Origin of the sequence: Chryseobacterium sp. Leaf405, assembly GCF_001425355.1 — a bacterium.
In the GTDB taxonomy this organism is placed as follows: Bacteria; Bacteroidota; Bacteroidia; order Flavobacteriales; family Weeksellaceae; genus Chryseobacterium.
This window is the reverse complement of the sequence record NZ_LMQN01000015.1, coordinates 606,388-625,318: the sequence shown is the minus strand read 5'-3', so window position 1 is coordinate 625,318 and position 18,931 is coordinate 606,388. Positions and strand designations below refer to the sequence as shown.

Here is an 18,931-nt window from a genome sequence, read left to right as displayed (position 1 = left end):
ATTAAAATAGGTTTGATTTTTCGCCACTATTCCATTCAATAGTTTTTGCACTTTGCATAACCATATTTTCCTGAGTTGAATGAATGTTAATTTCTCCCGCAAATGTTTCTGAGTTTTTAGAATTTCTTAAAACAGTTTCTTGTATAAATTCGGTTCTATTATTTGATGTTTCAATCCTATCACCTATAGCAGATTCCATGATGTCATTTCCAGCAGTCACGAAAATATTATTTGAGACTGAAGTTGTTTGATTATTACCAATATTGGTATTCATATTTTTTCCAGCCGTAATATTTATATCCTCCCCAGCCGTAAACGTCATATTCTTCGGCGCATTCACATTAATATTCCCCTGTCCATCCATCAGATACGTATTCCCGCTCGGATCTTCAATAAAAACGGAACCTTCCGCATCATTTAAAATAATCTTTGTTCCCGATCTTGTATGAATTGCTTTAATGCTGTTGTCGGATGTTCCGTATCCACTCGTTTCCTTTCCATTATAATGCGTTCCCATCACAAAAGGCTTTTCGGCATTGTTGGATTCAAAACCAACCAACACTTCTTCACTGATTTCAGGAATAAAATGAAAACCTTTTCCGCTTCCCGAATGAGGCTGAATCAATCGAAGCCAAGGCGTTTTCTCGTTCTTTGCCAGCTGCCACGGAAACTGAACCCGAACTCTACCCATTCCATCAGGATCATTATTGTCTAAAACCCTTGCTGATTGGATTTCGCCAAAAGGAACCGCATCATTATCCTGATAAGGTGCGGTAAATAAATCCGGAATTCCGACAAATTCATTATAATACGTGTTGCCGTCGTAATAGTGTTTAATCTCAATGATACGGTAGGTTTCCATTGCTTTATCATTGATGTCGATCAGCTTTGCTCGTCCACCAATTTTCAAGGCAGGATCTTTGCTTTTTCCTTTGGCTGAAACAAGATTTTCACGCTTTTCTTTTTCTTTTCGCACCGCTTCATTCAATCCACTTTCCGTATCGGTATGGTTGAAATACATCTGCGGTTTTTTCCTGAATATTTTATTAGAAGAATTAATCTGAACCGCCTGAAAAGGATTTTCTTTGTACTGTTTCTGAACCTGCGAAGAATCTTTCGAAATGATATTTCCGGAAACGCTGTCGTAAGAAATGTAGCTGAAATCCTGTGGTTTGACCTTTAATTCAAACTGTACATCAATTAAATCCGAACCTTCCTCCAAGGTAATAATCGGCTGAACTTTGTTTCCAAAGACAAGACTTTCACCATTATAATAAAAATATTCGCCGTGCAGAATTGCGAGTCTTTTGATAAATTCGTAATCCGTTTCTTTATATTGAACGGTGTAAGGTAAATTATGTTTGGTATTGAGGATTTCCGTTACGATATGGGCTTCATTAGGATATTCGGAAGTGATTTGTTTGATGATCTGCTCCAACGTTTTATTCTCAAAACTCTGACAATCTTTTCCGCTTTCCAGTAAAATGCTGGGCGAAAATCCTGTAATGATGAGTTTTCCATATCCACCGCCTTCATTTTTACTGTTTTCAACCTTGCCGATAATCCCTCTGAAAGTTTGTCGGTCTTCCCCGTATCTTTTAAATAGAATACTGATATTTTTCCCAGAAAGATTCTTGGAATTTTCCATGACATAGCCCGAAAAACTATCAAAGTTATCATCCGGAGTGGTAATGGTAAAAGTATCGTGATTTCCTGTATGCTGAATAATTTCAATCTGACAKGAACCTTTAAATTCTTTCCCGTCAATATAAATAAAACTGTAAACCTGGGGACTGTGTTTTTCTTCCGAGAACTGGCGGTACGAACCTTTAAATTCTTTCCCGTCAATATAAATAAAACTGTAAACCTGGGGACTGTGTTTTTCTTCCGAGAACTGGCGGTACGTCTTCCCGGAAAAGTGTTTTTTAAGATCGTCAGGGTGGTTCAGGCGACCACCTGAAAAGACGTTATTTTCTTCCATATTTGTGTGTTATTTTTATAAATATAGAAAATTTTAATAATCATAACAAGATGATTTTTAAAATTTCTTGTGTTCTAATCTTTCCATGATTTTTCGTGCCCAGCACCATTTACATCAAATCTCTTAGCAATTAAATTCAGTTCAATTTGCAATGGCTCAGCATCAACGGAGTTAAAATGTTCCGTAAATTTTATGCAATAAGCTTTTTCAAATGTAAGCTCCTGAAGTTTACTCATCGCATCTCTTCTGAAAAATGTAATTTTCCCATTCTTAGTTTGGTTATGATCTAGCATCCATCCTAACAGTTCAGGATTTCCTGTACTTTCTATACGGATGAAAATTTCTCCACCTTGCGGCATTCCTTGTGGTTTTCCCGTACCGTCTGTTGCTTGCGTAAAGCTATATCTACACTCTAAAATATTATATGTGTTTCCGTCTAATTCTAATTTTGATAAAAAGGACATACGTTGTAATTATATATGATTAATGATAAATGACAGATGAAATTTTTTTAGTTTTCATCATATCATTTTGTTTAGTTAAATTAAAAAGCAAAAAAATGGGCAATGTTGTATTGCCCACTCATAATAATCTATAAAGAACCTGGCCACTCGTTTTCGTAAGCGCCTGTACCCATTTCAATTTTTCTTGCAGAAATAGTAAATGTTTCTGTTAATGGATTTTCACCTGTAGAATCAAAGTTTTCTTTATGCTTTACCAGATAACCTTCCGTGAATTTCAATTCTTTAAGCGTTGCATCGCTGTCTCTTTTTAAGAATACGATACTTCCGTCTTTTCTTTCGAAAGAATTGGTCATCCATTCGAATAAATCAGTAGCGCCGGTTCCTTCTACCACGATATCAATTTTACCGCCTCTTGTTACGGTCGATGGTCTTCCTGTTGCATCTGTTTCCTGAAACAAACCATAGCTTACATTAAGTGCATTGTATTCTTTACCTGCAACTTTTACTCTTGCTTTAAACGACATAATTTTCTTTTTTAAATGTATTAATTAATAATAAATTTTGTTTTCATCATTTATCCTAAATAATTTAAGCCTTATTAAATATATCATAGAATATATTTCTAAATCCCTACCTATATATAATTTTTTAAATTGAAGAAAATAAATGATTTTAAAATGCGTTTGGATTATACCCATTCGTTTTTGTGAGAAGCATTTCCCATCTCGATTTCTTTTGCCGAAAGGGTGAATGTTTCTGTTAACGGACTTTCACCTGTAGAATCAAAATCTTCCTTATATTTTACGATATAAGCTTCTTTAAATTTCAATTCTTTTAGGGTGGCATCGCCGTCTCTTTTTACGAAAACCAGACTTCCGTCTTTTCTCTCGAAAGAATTGGTCATCCATTCAAAAAGGTCTGTAGCTCCTGTACCTTCTACAGTGATGTTGATTTTCCCGCCTCTTGTCACGGAAGATGGTCTTCCTGTCGGGTCGGTTTCCTGTAGCATTCCGAAATCTACAGCTAAGATGTTGCGCTCGATACCGGCGGCTTTAAATTTTGCTTTAAATGACATAATAAATATATTTTAAGGTTAAATATGTAATAATACCAATATGGAAAATATACCCGTCGTAATAGAAATATACTTTATTATTATGACCAACTAGGGAATATATTTTCATCAAATGTATAAACTTTTTGAATACCACAAAATAAATTGTGCGAAAATTTTCAATTAATTTATTATGTTAAGTATTAATTTTCAGACAATTGCATATACAGCATGGGAATATAGGCTCCCATGCTATAATTAGAATGTATGGTAAAAAACTTATTTCTGTTCGTATTCAGTTTCCCATTCATTTCCGTCATCTCCTTTATGACCATCCATTTTAATGAGGAAATTTTTTGCCGGGAAATAGGGTTTCATGTGAATATCAAGGTGAATTCTGTCTTTCTGAACAGGATCCTGCTCAAATTTTCTCACTTCGAAATTTTCGATAAGCTTTCCGGGTCCGGTAATACTGTCTAAGAAACGTACGATTTGATTCATAATCTCCTTTCTTGTCACTGCCGTGAAGTTTTCAAATGCTCTTCTGTTCAAGAAATCCATTAAAACTTTAGTTACATAATCAAAAACTCTTACTACAGAATACGTCTGAAGACCTAAATTATCTCCGCTGAACAATGTTTTACCTGAAAATGCCATTACTTTTCCATACTCATTCACCATTGGGATTAGTCCAAGATTTTCAAGATTGGCGATTTCACTTTTCTTTAAATCGAATTTTACTCCGTCTACTTCATTAATTCCTCCGAATTTTTTCCCGGCAGTTACCTGAGACATTAATGTCTTGTAAATTTTTCCTGCCAACGCTGCAGAAGGCGGAATATACAGATCTTCCGTTTCATGGATTTCTTCAAATCTTCCTCTTCCAACCAACCAGTTACAAGTCATCAGAACATTGGCTCTATAGACTTCACCGCCGGTTAAATATGCCTGGTCAAACATTTCCATAACATCATCCGGTTCGTCAAGATGTTCAAAGTCTGTCACCAGCATTACTTTGTTTTCGTGAGCCAATTTTGCCCATTTTTCAACGACTTTATTTGATCCCAAATATCCTGGAATAACAAGAATTCCATAGTTATTTTTAAGATCTAATCTGTCATAATTGTCAGAAAGTTCAGCATGAATTGTATCGATAAATCTCGTATTATCAAGATCTTTCAATTGCTCCAGGTTCGCATTGACAACCGTGATATTCTTCACTTTATCTGACTCCGTATTTTTGTAAAATAAAGCAGCAGTTCTGTAGTTTGCTTCCAGTTCTCTGGTAATATCAACCGCTTTCGAAAGGTTTTTAGACAAAAGATCTTCAGAAGATTTTCTCTGATCTTCGCAGTTTGCCACCATATCGGTCAGCGCATCGCTTTTGCTGATGACACTCGCCCAAAGCTCAAGCGTTTTTTTCAACGTTTCTCTTTCTTTTTCTTTGCCTAATTCGGTAAGAAAGATTTTTCTTCTTGCTTTTCTGTCAGGGTTAATATTCTGAACCCCTTCAATAGACGTTTCTAAAAGATCGAAACCTCCGTATCTTGCCAATTTATTAAGGCTGCTTTCTAAAGATGCAGCACCCTTTTTCTGCTCCAATACCGGAGCTACTGTTTGTAATTGTTCTTCAGGCTTTGCCATAATTTGTGTTTTTTAGTTGTTGTTGGTTGTGTCGTTTTGTAATTCTTTAATTAACGAATTCAGCGTGTCTAATAATCCTTTTTTTGCATCCGGATCTTCAAGAGCAGCTTTCAAAATTTTGTTGGTTTTTAATTGCTTGATAATTTTTTGATACTGATCTTTCTCTGTCTCAAGTCCGCTCAAAAACCCACTTTGCCCCGTGATTCCTTTTGTTCCGAAATCACCAAGATCTTTGAATTTCAAGTTTTCCATTTTTACAAATCCTTCTGCATCTTCGAAATCTACTTTAATTTCCGGCTTAAAATGCTCAAAAACTTTTTCAATTGTATTTAATCCTTCCACCAATTCCGGTTTTACAGGATCATCTGCCGTTAATTTCTGTGCTAAAAGCGTTCTGTTCTGAGGGATTTCAAAAATTGCCTCGCTTGCGTCTAGTGGAACTTCATTTCCACCGATACCATTGTTTGATAACATAGTGTTTTTATTTTAGGTTAAAATTTAATTTTCAAATGTGTTATTCATTTATTTATTGAAAATTCTGTACGGATATATATTTGCCGAAGCATTTTTCAGTTTAAGCAAAAAGCTTTCACACAAATATTCCCACTCAGAATCTTTTATTGTATCTTTTACTTCAGGATTTCTGATCAAAGAAATGTCGATCGTTCTACTGAACCCTCCTTTTAACGAAACTTCTTTTTTTGTTCCTTTAGAAACTTCTATATTTTTTATGGTATTTTTAAAATGATTCAGTCCGAAAACTCTGATATCTGCCACAGTCACGATTCTGCCCCTTGTCAATAATGAATTTCTGTATTCTAAAATTTTGTCTTGTGACGACAAACTTTTTCTTCCTCCCGTTGAAGCCTTAATCATTACTGCTGTCTTATCCAAAGCGGAAACATCAGAACCTTCCACAGTGAGTACGGTAGCTGGTTTTATATCATTTCCTTCTTCCGCATGGGTAAGCCAGTAAGAAATATTACAGGCAATTTCCGAATCCTGAGCATCTGCTGTGATTACCAAATACGGGTTATTTGCCTGTGAGAAACTTTTCTCCTTCGCCAACTGATGTAATGCCGCAATATTCTGATTGATCTGCCTTAACGTTTCCTTGGCTGAATCCCCACCTATACCTGAGAAAGCCGCTGTTTCGTCTTTTATCAGTTCCAGGAGATATTGCAGAAGTTCTGAAGCTCCTCTCTGATCAAACCGGGATACTCCCCCTTTTCTTAAAACCACCGAAGTACCGTTGTTACTTTCGGCAGCATAATTTTTCAGATCAAAACGTCTTCCTCTGTCATCCGCCACATAATCGATATCTAAAAAATAATCGTCAGACTTTATCGGAATGATATTGAGACGGCCGGTAACTCTGTGATGGGAATTTACGTTATGGACGTTTACAACCGGGATACAGTTTAATGTAACATTTACATTTTCCAGCACTTCATTGACTACTGCTTCGGAAAATTTGAATTTCAACCAGATAATATCATCTTCTTCTGCAAGTTTATTTCCTTTAAAATATTGAGCAAACAATTCTTCATGCTGAGGTTTGTCACTGTGTGATAATTTTTCATTTAAAGTGAAAAAATTACCGAAATAATACTGATTGACATCCGTATAAATATGCTCAAGATCTGAATAGTTCTTAGTGATGATGTTTTCAAGATTAATATTTTCCTGATCTACATTATAGCCTTCCTTTAATGAAAACTCTCTTTCGCCGAAATAAATTTTAGCTTGTTTCAGATAATAGAAAAATAGTTCTTTCTGATAATTATTATTAATATCAATATAAAACATTAGATTTTCTAGATCTGCTTTCGACGGACAACGAATGCCAACCCACATTTCTCCCGATGGAATATGCTGTTCTCCTTTAGCAAATAAATCCGTAAAAAAGAAACTTTCTATTTTATTTAATGTATTTCCGTAGGCTATAAATTCAACTTTTGCATTGGTAAGCTTCGCCGCAATGGTTGGAGAAAAGAAGACATCTTTGCTCCCACTTTCAGCCGGATTAAATACATTGTGAACCCTTTTGCTTGTTTTAAACTGATTGTACAAAGATATTTCAGACCGATTCTCTAAAGGAAAAACCTGAATTAAAGATCTCGACGGAATTACTCCCGAAACTTCTTCCGGAAACATAATTTCAAGGATTCTTTCAATAATCCGTGAACGAGAGCTTTCTAATTCAAAGCTTAACTTTTCGAGTTCCGATGCCGTTGCAGAAAGCAGTAGACTTACAATCGGGTCAAAAGAGGTTTCCGCCTCCAACTCATTATATCCCCAAAGTCTGGCGGCTCTTCTTAGTATTCTATCTTTTATTCTTTCCTGATTCATTTGTGTTTTTTCTTTTTAAAATATTTTTACCCGAACAGGTTATCCCAAAAACCTTTCTTCTTTTCGGGTTTTATGTCTTCCTCATCCGCAAGAAAGCTGAATTTCTTTTTCTCATCTTTCTGCGATTCCTGTTGTTTTTCTTCTGTCGGCAGATAACCTGATGCTCCGTTTACTTTTATAAAATTCCAACCCAAATTTTGGTGAACTATTTCGATTTCTTGTTTTGCTAATATTTCTTTTGAAAAGCTTGAAAAGTCGGGGCGGTCGTAGATTTTCAAAATCCTTGAAATAAAAGCTTCTCCTGTTCTTACTCTACTTTTATGAACATAACCCGTTTGACCTTCTTTAGTTTTTATCAAATACCAGTCTCCTCTATTATCTATGACTTCTATTTCTTCTCCAGATTCTATCCTTTGTAAGATTTCGGAAGAAACATTTTTTGCCTTACGTAAATTAGTATAACCGTCTGGATCTTGGATAAAAGCGGCATAAGTAGTAATTCTTTCTTCTTCAGAAGAATTAACAATTTCTTTTATTCTAAATTCTGATAAAACAGGTAAAATATTAAATTTATAGTATAAATTTTCTGCAATAGTTAGCTTTTCTGTTAAAATATCGTTAAAAAAACTTTGAATATCACTAAAATACATTGTCTTATTTTCCCAATCGCTATACAAACTTGGCGAAAAAATCACTTCTAATTTTGGTGTTTTTTTTACTTCTTTTATCAATTCCTTATTCGTAAAGTCTTTTTCAACTTTATAATCTAAAATTATCATTCCTTTTTCTAACTTAGCAAATCCTGTATTTAATTCAAAAAATTCTTCTTTTACAATGATTTCTTTTAATAAAATCATTATATAGTTAATAAGGCTTGTTTCATGAAGTTTATTACCTTGTTGTATAAAAAAATATGGGTCTTGAAGAAATAATTCTAATAAATTATTACTAAGCAATTCGATTCCATTAAAAGATATGTCTGGAATTTTGGACGATTCTGAGAGTAGAAAATAAGCATCTTCATCTTTTAATTGTTCTATTCTCATAAGTAATAAGGTTGTGAATAAAGTTGCTTTAAAATCGTCTTCATTTTCTCTTTTATCTAAATAAAGAAAAAATTTATCTCTATACGTTTTATCCATTAGATCATTGATACTAATATTTTCAATAAATACATCATTATATTTATAAAAATTTAATTCCAGATCCTCAAGCTTGAACATTGACTTCTTCACATCTATTCCTTCCATAAGTGTAGTATTCATTTGCTTCTTTTTTTGATAGCTTTTTTGACAATTAATTACAAAAGGAAATATTAGAATTAGAAAAAAAATATTTTTAATGTATCTTAATCTATTCATCATTTTTGAATTTCAATATTTTCTTTATTATACTTTGATTTTAAATAGGCACTTTTAAAGAAAATTTTTCCTTTTTCTTGCTCTACAACTCCAAAAATAGTTTTAGCATTAGCATCACCTGTAAATCCACTTATAGTTTCTTTATATATCAAAGAAGTTTTGTTATTTTCATGTTTTTCAACACCTAATAAAAACTCATTATAATCCTTTCCCATATTACCAATTTCTTTGTAGATAATAGAATCGGCAGAAGAAAAATCAAGAGTAATATACATTTCATTTAATTCTGAATAATATTCTCCTTTTAAATTTATATTTTCTTTTTTGACATTATTTTGAGTATTATATTTTTTATCATTTGCTAATACTATCTTACCGTTTAAATCTATTTTATATTTAGCCAAATTATCTACGACTATTCCAGATTCATCTTCAGCTATATTTAATAAATAAAGATTATTCTTATCTATATAATAATATCTTTCCTTTACTGTCAAAGCTTCTGAAAAATTTATTGAGTAATAGATAATAATTGAGTCTGTAACCCTTTTGTTAACTTCAACATATAACGTTGCTTCATTATACATATCTGCATTTTCAGTATTTTTAGGCTTAGTAGTTTTAATAAAAATTTCGGTTGAAGGGTTTATATTTCCTATAGAAGTTTTATCCTTTAAAGAGTTTAATTTTTCATAATCAAATTTAATTTTAGAAACAGTACAATTTAAATTATCATCTTTTACTTGCTTATCAGAGCGCTCAAAAAAAGGTGTATTTAGTTTACAGGTTGTATTAATAGAGTTTACGAAAGTTAAATCTGAAATTAATATATCTCCTTGCCAGTCTTTATTTAAACTAGTTTTCTCTGAAACTTTATTTACATTAATATTTTCTTTCTTATTACAGGAAATAAGAACAAGGATTATAATTAACTTATAAATAAAAAATTTTATCATCTTCTATAATAATTTTAGTTTACCCAAACAAATTATCCCAAAAACCTTTCTTCTTTTCGGGTTTTATGTCTTCCTCTTCAGCAAGAAAGCTGAATTTCTTTTTATCCTCTTTCAGCAGTTCTTCCTTTTTTTCTTCTGTTGGCAAATAACCTGTTATTCCGTTCACTTTTATAAAATTCCAACCTAAATTTTGGTGAACTATTTCGATTTCTTCTTTTACTAATATTTCTTTGGAAAAGCTTGAAAAGTCGGGGCGGTCATAAAGTTCTAATGAAGCCGAGCTTTTATTATTGTTACCAGATTTTATTCTGCTTTTGTGAACATAGCCTGTTTTGCCTTTTTTGGTTTTTACTTGAAACCAATCACCTGTATTATCCAAAACTTCTATAGTTTCTCCAGATTGTATTTTCTGTAAAATTTCTGATGAAGCGTTTTTTTCCTTGCGCAGATTGGTGTAGCCGTCTGGGTCTTCTATATGATTTATTAAATATTTAGATTTTATAAATGTATATATTTTTGATATTTGAGAAAATGAAGGATCATAAAATTCATCTGTATCTATTTTTCCATTTAAAGACTCATAATATTTGAGAGATAACTCTGCATCTTTTATTTCTTTTTTAGATATTATGTACCCATGATTTAAAATAATTTTTACTGCACGATAGTCTTCCTTTTTTAGTGCTAAATCCATTAAACCATATAATAAATTATAATCTATTTTATATTTATTGATAAAATAATCTAACCATGAACTATCTACATATGCTTCATTATTTGTAAAAGTTTCATTGTTGATTAAAATAGACAGATCATCAACATTAAAATCTTCAGATGTGGGATTTTTGGCTTCAAAAGAATTCAATTTGATTTTGAATTCTTTGACTTCATTATTATTATTTTTGTTTAAATCCGATGGCGTAAATTTTATATTACTACTCTCGTTAAACAAATCTGCAAAGTCTGAACCATCCTTTTTTTTGGTTTCCATTTTTTTTTGTTTTTGTAGTTTTCTCCAAGTATCTATCGGTATAATATTTCCCGACACCACTTCATTTATTAATATTTTTTTACAATTATTTTTATTCACATAAAATATATGATATGTTTCCCAATGAAACTCGCCATTATAGCCAGTTTTAACTTCATAAAAATCTTCATTTTTTATCTTTAAACTATCAATCATAAATGAAAGTCCTCTTTTATGGTGGGAAATTGAATCTATATATTTTGTTTGTAGCTTAGATTCAGATAATTCACCGATTATTTTTATAGCTGTATCTTTATTACATTCTATTTTCTTTGATTGTTGCCCGTTACAATCATAAAGAAAAAGCAGAAAAAAAACTAATAAGCAATATTGTATGCATTTCATATTATTTCAGTTTATTTAGAAGTTCTATATCTGCTTTGATTTTATTTTTTCCATCTTCCGTTCTCTCTTTACAAAGCCGATAGCTTAAAATTTCTTTATAATCATTAACTACTCCACCGAATATACCTTTTATAGAAGTTTTATAATTCGGATCTGTTGCATATGCGCCTTTTTTTCCAGAATCTTGCATACCTGAAAGGAAATCATCAATAGTTTTTGTATCATCAAGAATTGCATTGTAGGCATCATTAAAATTTCTATCAAGTAATTTTAAATAACCTTCAAATCCCTTTTCCACAGTAGAAAAAAGCCCAAATCCATCATTGATATATACTTCCTTTCCATTAAACACTTCTCTTGTATATAAATCGGATTTTCCTAAATCTCCAGTATCTTTAATATTCATTGGATTATTGTTAGGAACCTTTAATTTCAAACTATTTTCTTGTCTCCTTTGAGAAACTATATAAAGTCCTTTAAATTTATTTGATTTCTTTTGCTTATCTACCATTTTAATAGCAGATTCTCCAAATTCATTATAAAATTCTTCTCTTCCATCTTTTTTTAAATTTAATTTGCAACTACTTAGTTCTGGCAATGGATCTGCTAAAACGAAAACTTTAGTTTCTTCCTTATAGTCTGAAATTGTAACTGCAACTTTTCCATTATTGGAATATCCTCGTCTTCCATAAACTCCTTTAAGTTCAGGAATAATAGTTTCCAAATAATTATTTAATGCGTGATAAATAAATTTATAATTTTCCTTATCTTGATTTGGATATTCTTTTTCACAACTTGAATGCGTGTCTCCATTTGCACTTCTTATACCAACACAACCAATCAAACCAGCGGAACTCCATGGATCGATTGAAATAGAACCTCTGCTTCCTAAAGCCATCGCTCCACTAGAAACCTCGCTCGAAACTTTATCAACAGGTTTCATATTAGAAGTATTATCTGAAATTATTCTGTACCTAAAACTTTCTTTTTTGGCATAATTCCATGCTTGCATGTACCTTATTCGATACAGAGATTCTATGGTATTTGGAGGAAGCGGCCCGCTCTTTCCATAATCTTTATTATTGATTTCTGCATGTCTTGCAACAGTTAGGACTGTAGATTCAGCATTTTCATGAGTTTTATTTGCAATATCTTGTTTTAACTTTTTTACTGCTTCACCTACTTTTTTACCTCTGTAGATATACATTTTATATAATGGAAAAGCACTAATTATTACATCTTTTCCTGCCTTTTTTCTTGTTGTTTTTTTACAATAAATTTTATCTCCCTCTTTGTATTCATTCATGTCATTATATCCGCCATAGTCTGGATAAGAAATAATTTTCTCATTTTTATCAACTTTTATCTCGGTTGCTATTTCACTTGTTATATATATGACAGCTTCTTCACCCAATCCAACAACTTTATCAAATTTTTCTTTTGGTGGTTTCTTCACCACAGCAACACTTCTGGAAGCTTCTGGTTTTATTTGCGGAGCAGAATCATTCACATTTATGGCTCCAGAATCTACGGTTTGTCCTGCATATTCTATTTCTAAAAAATATTCCTGTTCACGGCCTTCTTTCCAGTCGTCCCCTTTTTTACGCATTTCTTCTGTAAGAGCAATCGTTGCATAGCTTTCGTCACCTCCCAATATATAATTATGCTCAAAAACCAACTGATTGGAAATATCATCTTCCCATATTTTCAGCTTTACAGATCTGCCTTTCATATTTTGGGTAACGATCTTGGCTTTTACTTGGGTGCCGAATTTCATACTTTTATAGGGGTTTCCCATAAAATCTACAAATTCTACACTTATGATCTTTCCTTGCGGATCTGGAGCTTTGGTTTTAGCACCTTGTGTTACCGGTATTTTGTAAGTTTCCTTCTTTGGTGCTGGTTTTGGCGGTTCAGGCTTTTTATTAGGTTGCTTTATAGGTGTAGCTGGTTTTACCGAAGTACTGTCATGCTGATCCGCAACATGCGTTTTTTTCTGTTCTGTGTTCTGATGGGTATTATAATCGGGATTTTTCAGATTCACATTGTTACTGGCTTTTAATTTTCCGTAATATTCTGCTGTCACATAATATTCATGGGTTTTGCCCTCATTTTTATCTCCTTTGGCAACCTGCATATTGGCTATACGGGAAGCTATGGTGTATTGTGCCATATTAAAGCTAACCTGCGCAATCCCCTTTTTCACAGTTGCTCTCTGCGGAATAGGATTTATCTTATTGACCTCATTTATCTTATTATGTCCCTCTCTTTTAGCATCGTCTTCCCAAAGTGTAAAATGCAGAGATTCTCCTTCCATATCGGTACAATAAGCTTTTGCTATCAAAGTATCCGCATAACTTAAAGGCGCTGTTACTTTATGACCGTTAATATCCAAAAGGTCAATTGTATTGATCTTCGGTTTTTTTGCCGGTTTGGTTTGGATGGTAAGTTCAGCTTTATCATTACCTTTTGTCACAATTATTTTTACCCCTTTTCGGGTAAGACTTTTCTGATTAAAAGTATAGCTTACTTGTTCTCCTGTTTTGGCATTGCCCTCCGTTTTTCTCCAGCTGTTTCTTTCCAATACAAAAATTTCCCAATGTGCCATTTCCTGAGAAGTTCCAAAAACAGGAGACTGAATAGGAGACATTTCAAATGCCTTAAAAATACTGTATTCGTGAGGGATTCCTATTTCCGGATTTTGGTTCCCAATAATATTTATTTTTCCCATTGTGTTTATTTGTTAAGAATATAAATCATCGCCTTCCAGATCCTCCACAAATTCATCCAGATCTACCAGTGGATTAATCTGATTGTGAATAATTGTATTACTATTTTTAAAGTTTTGTTTGTTAAGTTCAGCTTGCTGCCCATGTTCCATCACTTTTATTTTTCCGCCCACCACACACTGAAGCTCTGAAATTTCCGTCAAACAGCTTTTACCCAATACTTTTACTTTATCATATATTTTATTCCATTTTCCTGTAGCTGTAAAACTACAAGGCTGGTTATTTTTAAGTGTACAATTTCCAAACGGTACTGCGGGCGGATTAAACTGTACATCATCCTCCGTAACGGCAAGATAATCTGCACTGTCTTTTTCGTTATTCCAGTAATGTTTCTGATGACTTGTCACCTTAAAATTGGGAAACTGAGTGCCTTTATCACAAATAGCTTTTCCTTTTTGGATGATAAAATGTTTGTTTTCGTATTCTTTAGACATCTTTTGTGTTTTAAGTTAAGATATTCCGTCAATCTCTATTTCTATTATTTCTTTTTCATCATAAAACAGAGTGCTGATTTTTATATTTGCATTCTGTAAAATTTTATTCCTTTTATTCAGGCGGTAGGTTCCTGAAATATCAGATTCTAACAAATCATCACCATTTTTCTCTTCTACTTCATCGGGACGCCACTTTGCAAGAATCTGCTGTGGCGTCCGCAGATCGATACAGTAAGCATTTTGATGAATCGTTATAAGATCATCCTGAATTTCCATATCCATCACATCCTGATAAGCAATCCTGTAAGTGTGGAAAAACCTTTCTGTAACGGCTTGTCCGTCAACAAAATTTGTGTAAGGTGCAAACAGAAACTGTGTGAAAAAATCATTCATTAAATATTTACTCACTCCTTCATTTATAGCTTCATCTATAGTTTTTAAGTATCTGGAAGCATAAACATCCTTATACATTTTTTGAGCCTGCTCCTTTTTCTTAATCCATCTGGATTTTAACTCTTTTATATTGGTTATGTTGTAAGGCTTAAATGTTTCAGGATGTAAAGAAAACTCTAATGGAAATAGAAATTCTGTCCCGTATAATGCCAAATCATACAATTTAGAGGATGAAAACTCACCGTTAATCCGATAATTTTCTTTTCTATATTGTAAGATCGGAAGATTTTCATCCGTTGCTTTCAAATATTTAATATTTGCATTAAATTCCAACTCTTCTACATTTTCAGAGTGATTAACTGATGAATATTTTATTTTTACTCTATAATTCTGCTTTACTGCATAAATATCCGGAGTCAATAATTTATTTTTCAGAGCAAGAGATTGCTGTATTTCTTTTTCTTTTCTTTCTGAGAGAATTTTTTCAATATCTAATTTTGAAGGAATAAAAATTTCCTGACCTCTATCAACCTTTCTTCCCAAATGATTCTGATCTTTCGGAGCATTCTGGTTATGGAAATACCGTAGCATTTCAACATCAGAAATATTATACTTTGAAACAATGCTTTCCAACGTTTCATCTTTTTGTACAATATGTGTTTTTAAATAAATTTCCATTAAATAATGTTAATAAGAAAGCGGCCCCACAAAAAAGGAATTCTGAAAAAGAAAAGGTCTGTTGGTTTCCAAGACCTGTCCTTTTACTGACATTATTACTCTTTTTTTCATTCTCCGTTTTCCAAATGTTCCCAGATTATGATCTTTTACCGAAACCTCAACATCTTCCAGCAGCAATCTTTTTTCATGCATTACAATTGCCTTTTTCATTGAGTTTACAATAAATTCTTTTAGGCTGTTGTCGGTTTTGAGAAGGTCAAAATCCATCTCCCAGATTTCGGTTCCGAAGGTTTCATTAAACTTGCATTCACCTAAAGCCGTAGTCGAGATAAGAAATATCTGCTGGCTTATAGAACTGTCTATAGAAATTTTATCAGCATCTTTTTTACGGATAACTGTTCCGAAATCCATGGGTATTTTGTAATATATTCCTTTCATATTATGTTGTGTTTTATGTTGAAAAATATTTTTATAAATAAATTAATCTCTTAATATTACCCTTCTCATCATATTCAAAACTCTTTGCCACTTTATTTCTTCTGATAATCTGCAGTCCTACTTTGGGTGTCAGTTTCAAAAATTTTTCTCTGTATACAATATCTCCGATAAAACTTTTACCCTCATTATTATCCACAATTATAAAATATTGGGAAATATTTTCTGCTTTTTTAAACTCATTCATATCACCGGAATAAAGCATTATATTTTGTCCGTTCCTGGAAAGCTGATAACTCAGTTTATCCTGCGTCAAACTTCTGTGCCTTGAAATATCGAATTTTTCAACACTTTCATGAAGAGGTTCATACGCAATATTTTCATATAAAAAAGAAGTTTTGTCGAACCTTTTAATTCCTAAAAATGAAAGAAAACTTTTTTTTGTTGTCGACTTTACAAAGTGTAGGGTATCCCGTGTTACCTGATAGGCTTCTGTTTCATTGGTTTTATCATCAGTAATGGTCAATTTATAAGTCGGGACTTCTATCTCTTTTTTATTGATTTTCAACAAAACTTTTCCAACTTCCTGATCAGAAATAATCATTGATATGGTGTGCTTACGAAATCCGGAATCGGTTCGTACCACAATATTCTCTTTTTCATCATCTGAAGAAGAACTTTTCGTATTCATTCCAAAAGAAAGATTAAGTTCAGGAAGTGGACTCATTGTTTTTCTTTTTTAATTTTTACTTCGTCTGTTTTTTTAATTTTGTAGGCAGACAGACAATCCAGCTGATTATCAATATCAATATTCTGAACTTCACTTACATACAATTCATAATTCTTTTTATAGGTATATAATTTTATCAGCTCAATATCGTTCAACCTCAGCTTTTCCCACTCTTTTTTACTGAGCTGTTTCGCAAAAAAACCATCGCAATTCAGCGGAAAACCATTTTTATAGGTGATTACTTCTCCTGTTTTAAAGAAAATATCTAAAACCTCATCTTTTTTCACACACACATTTTTATCCAGAATCTGTATGTACATAAAGAGATTATTCTTTCTTTTTCCAAGCTGTAATGTGGCGTAGATGTAATCGCTGTTATTTACTCTAAGGTACAACGCCGGGGTACTGGCAAATGATTTTTTATCCAGTTTCTGTTTGTTCTGTACAATACCACAATCAAAGCTTGGAAATGCAAGACTGTCTGCTGTCGGCTGTTCCTGAGCATGTACAGTCGGCATTCCAAAAAGGAAAATAATCAGGATAAATATTGGACTTTTCATTGTCAAATTATTGAGCTTGATACAATTGTCGGCAAACATCAAGATCTGTTCTTACCTTATCATATTCTGCTTTCAAAGTTTTATTAATTGTACTCAAACTATCCATTGTCATCTGATTTCCCGACAGTTGTTTTATCTGTTTCTTGGCATCCACAAGATCTTTGAATGTCATAATTGTATTGTTGTACATGATTTTATTCTTCAGCGTATCTTTAGGAAGCTGTTTGTACATATCAGCTAGAATGGATAAGGATAACTTTTCATTAAAAAAATCATTCTGCCCCGGAACACCGATTGAATCTACCGCCGCCTTTACTTTTTCCAGTTGAAAGGAGAATTTATCCTGCGTTTCCATCTCTTTTTTCATTTTGGCATTTTCAGCTTTCAATAAACTGTTTTCTTTGAATGGGAAATATGCATTAAAAAACACGGCAACCAGTAAAACAATGACTGTAATAATGAAAAACAGGATAAAAAATGAAAAAGCTCTTGACCGTTCTTTTCTATTAAGGACCTCCATAAATAATATTGTGTTTTTAATTTAGATTAATCTGCAAGGAAAGTTCTGCTTCTTTTAGCATGAATTACTGAATCTCTGTCATCTGTATTCTCTGAAACGAAAATACTTCCGTCACGTTTTTTACCTATATAATCAAGCCTGTTCAATACGGAATACAGATCTTCAAGGGTTTTCATAAAGGTATGCACTTTGGCTATGGTAAGATCCATATGATTATGATTGTAATCGGAATTAATAACCTCAGAAAAAATAGTTTCAAAATGTCCCTGGCTTACGTTGCACCATTCCGCAAAATAATTCAGCAACTCTTCTTTTCCTGCTCCGGATCGTGCATCGATAAAGTTTTTTAGTACTCTTGCCATCGATACTACCGATAATAGCATATTTGCGGGCGTGGTGTGTGGAGAAAGCCATCTGAATCTATTGATCTCATGACCAAGATAATTCAGGGTTCTGTCTGCCAACGAACCCATCATTAAAGCTAATGAATTAGTCTGTTTTTTTACATGAATTTTTTGTTCGATCTGTACTGCATACAATTCAATCTGACCATAAAAACGATCAATTTCCGAATACAAATCCTGTAATTTTTGAGAGCTTGAAACGCTTACACATGGCGGAATATAATTTTCATCAATTCTCGATTCTCCAATATTCACCAATATTTTACCTATTGTAAGATAACCCGTTCCAAAACCTAAAATATTTTTTATTTCTTTTTCAGGAACGAGCGTTAAAGAATATTCCGGCTGGGTATACGGATATCTCGGCGGATTTTCTTCAGGATCAGGCTCTCCAAAAGGCGTTCTTTTAAAATGATTAACAGAAAGACATGCCATTAAAACCATACTTTCATTGTCTTTTATTTCATATACTGCTTCAGGATATGGAATTGATAGATTAATAGCTTCAGAAGTACCACTTCCGATATCAATTCTTGATCCGTTCGGGGTAATTGCATGACATTCATCTACTTTTATTCTGAGTAATTTATGATTGTCAATAATAAGACTCAGTTTTATCGAATCGTTTATAGGCAATAATCCATAATTAATCATTGAAGTATGAATTCCCACAGCATCTCTCGCTGAATCGCTCACAAAATTCTGAACATCTGCAAAATGATTTTTATTGATTTTCATCCCGTCTATCCAGTTTACCGGGAAGTGATTTAGTTTTTCTATCATTTGGTTTTATTTTTTATT

18 protein-coding genes are annotated in these 18,931 nt (G+C 32.8%); all 18 read right to left on the bottom strand.

The window, feature by feature from the left end:
- Position 1: 1 nt before the first annotated feature.
- Positions 2-1,981: a type VI secretion system Vgr family protein gene (locus ASG22_RS12685; protein WP_055985046.1), complete on the bottom strand. Its 1,980-nt coding sequence runs from the start codon at positions 1,979-1,981 to the stop codon at positions 2-4.
- Between the two features lie 74 nt (positions 1,982-2,055).
- Positions 2,056-2,445: a type VI secretion system tube protein TssD gene (gene tssD / locus ASG22_RS12680; RefSeq protein ID WP_055985043.1), complete on the bottom strand. Its 390-nt coding sequence runs from the start codon at positions 2,443-2,445 to the stop codon at positions 2,056-2,058.
- Positions 2,446-2,573: 128 nt separating this feature from the next.
- On the bottom strand, positions 2,574-2,969 hold the full coding sequence (gene tssD, locus ASG22_RS12675) for a type VI secretion system tube protein TssD (protein ID WP_055985040.1): 396 nt from the start codon (positions 2,967-2,969) through the stop codon (positions 2,574-2,576).
- A 164-nt stretch (positions 2,970-3,133) separates the two neighbouring features.
- Positions 3,134-3,520, bottom strand: coding sequence for a type VI secretion system tube protein TssD (gene tssD / locus ASG22_RS12670; protein WP_055985038.1), 387 nt, complete (start codon positions 3,518-3,520; stop codon positions 3,134-3,136).
- Positions 3,521-3,778: 258 nt separating this feature from the next.
- Positions 3,779-5,143 (bottom strand): DUF5458 family protein, encoded by a 1,365-nt coding sequence (locus tag ASG22_RS12665; protein WP_055985035.1) that lies wholly within the window; start codon positions 5,141-5,143, stop codon positions 3,779-3,781.
- Between the two features lie 12 nt (positions 5,144-5,155).
- Positions 5,156-5,617, bottom strand: a complete 462-nt coding sequence (locus ASG22_RS12660) for a hypothetical protein (protein WP_055985032.1) — start codon at positions 5,615-5,617, stop codon at positions 5,156-5,158.
- 48 nt (positions 5,618-5,665) lie between these two features.
- Positions 5,666-7,495, bottom strand: coding sequence for a type VI secretion system baseplate subunit TssF (locus tag ASG22_RS12655; protein WP_055985028.1), 1,830 nt, complete (start codon positions 7,493-7,495; stop codon positions 5,666-5,668).
- A gap of 26 nt (positions 7,496-7,521) precedes the next feature.
- Entirely contained in the window at positions 7,522-8,760 is a 1,239-nt protein-coding gene (locus tag ASG22_RS12650) for an SH3 domain-containing protein (RefSeq protein ID WP_157844719.1), read from the bottom strand.
- A gap of 95 nt (positions 8,761-8,855) precedes the next feature.
- Entirely contained in the window at positions 8,856-9,812 is a 957-nt protein-coding gene (locus tag ASG22_RS12645) for a hypothetical protein (protein ID WP_055985022.1), read from the bottom strand.
- A 19-nt stretch (positions 9,813-9,831) separates the two neighbouring features.
- The gene (locus ASG22_RS12640; RefSeq protein WP_055985019.1) at positions 9,832-11,187 is read right to left on the bottom strand and encodes an SH3 domain-containing protein; all 1,356 of its coding nucleotides are present in this window, start codon (positions 11,185-11,187) and stop codon (positions 9,832-9,834) included.
- Between the two features lies 1 nt (position 11,188).
- Entirely contained in the window at positions 11,189-13,918 is a 2,730-nt protein-coding gene (locus ASG22_RS12635; protein ID WP_055985015.1) for a hypothetical protein, read from the bottom strand.
- A 12-nt stretch (positions 13,919-13,930) separates the two neighbouring features.
- Complete coding sequence (locus ASG22_RS12630; protein ID WP_055985012.1) at positions 13,931-14,410, bottom strand: DUF4280 domain-containing protein; 480 nt, start codon at positions 14,408-14,410, stop codon at positions 13,931-13,933.
- A 15-nt stretch (positions 14,411-14,425) separates the two neighbouring features.
- The gene (locus ASG22_RS12625; protein WP_055985009.1) at positions 14,426-15,481 is read right to left on the bottom strand and encodes a LysM peptidoglycan-binding domain-containing protein; all 1,056 of its coding nucleotides are present in this window, start codon (positions 15,479-15,481) and stop codon (positions 14,426-14,428) included.
- A gap of 9 nt (positions 15,482-15,490) precedes the next feature.
- Positions 15,491-15,919 carry a GPW/gp25 family protein gene (locus ASG22_RS12620; protein ID WP_055985006.1) on the bottom strand — a complete coding sequence of 143 codons (429 nt, stop codon included), beginning with the start codon at positions 15,917-15,919 and terminating at the stop codon, positions 15,491-15,493.
- 31 nt (positions 15,920-15,950) lie between these two features.
- The gene (locus ASG22_RS12615; protein WP_055985003.1) at positions 15,951-16,643 is read right to left on the bottom strand and encodes a hypothetical protein; all 693 of its coding nucleotides are present in this window, start codon (positions 16,641-16,643) and stop codon (positions 15,951-15,953) included.
- Positions 16,640-17,206, bottom strand: coding sequence for a hypothetical protein (locus ASG22_RS12610; RefSeq protein WP_055985000.1), 567 nt, complete (start codon positions 17,204-17,206; stop codon positions 16,640-16,642). The genes ASG22_RS12615 and ASG22_RS12610 overlap by 4 nt, the downstream gene beginning before the upstream one ends.
- Before the next feature lie 7 nt (positions 17,207-17,213).
- Positions 17,214-17,726, bottom strand: a complete 513-nt coding sequence (tssO, locus tag ASG22_RS12605; protein ID WP_055984997.1) for a type VI secretion system TssO — start codon at positions 17,724-17,726, stop codon at positions 17,214-17,216.
- A 26-nt stretch (positions 17,727-17,752) separates the two neighbouring features.
- Positions 17,753-18,913 (bottom strand): hypothetical protein, encoded by a 1,161-nt coding sequence (locus ASG22_RS12600; protein WP_055984994.1) that lies wholly within the window; start codon positions 18,911-18,913, stop codon positions 17,753-17,755.
- Positions 18,914-18,931: the final 18 nt, after the last annotated feature.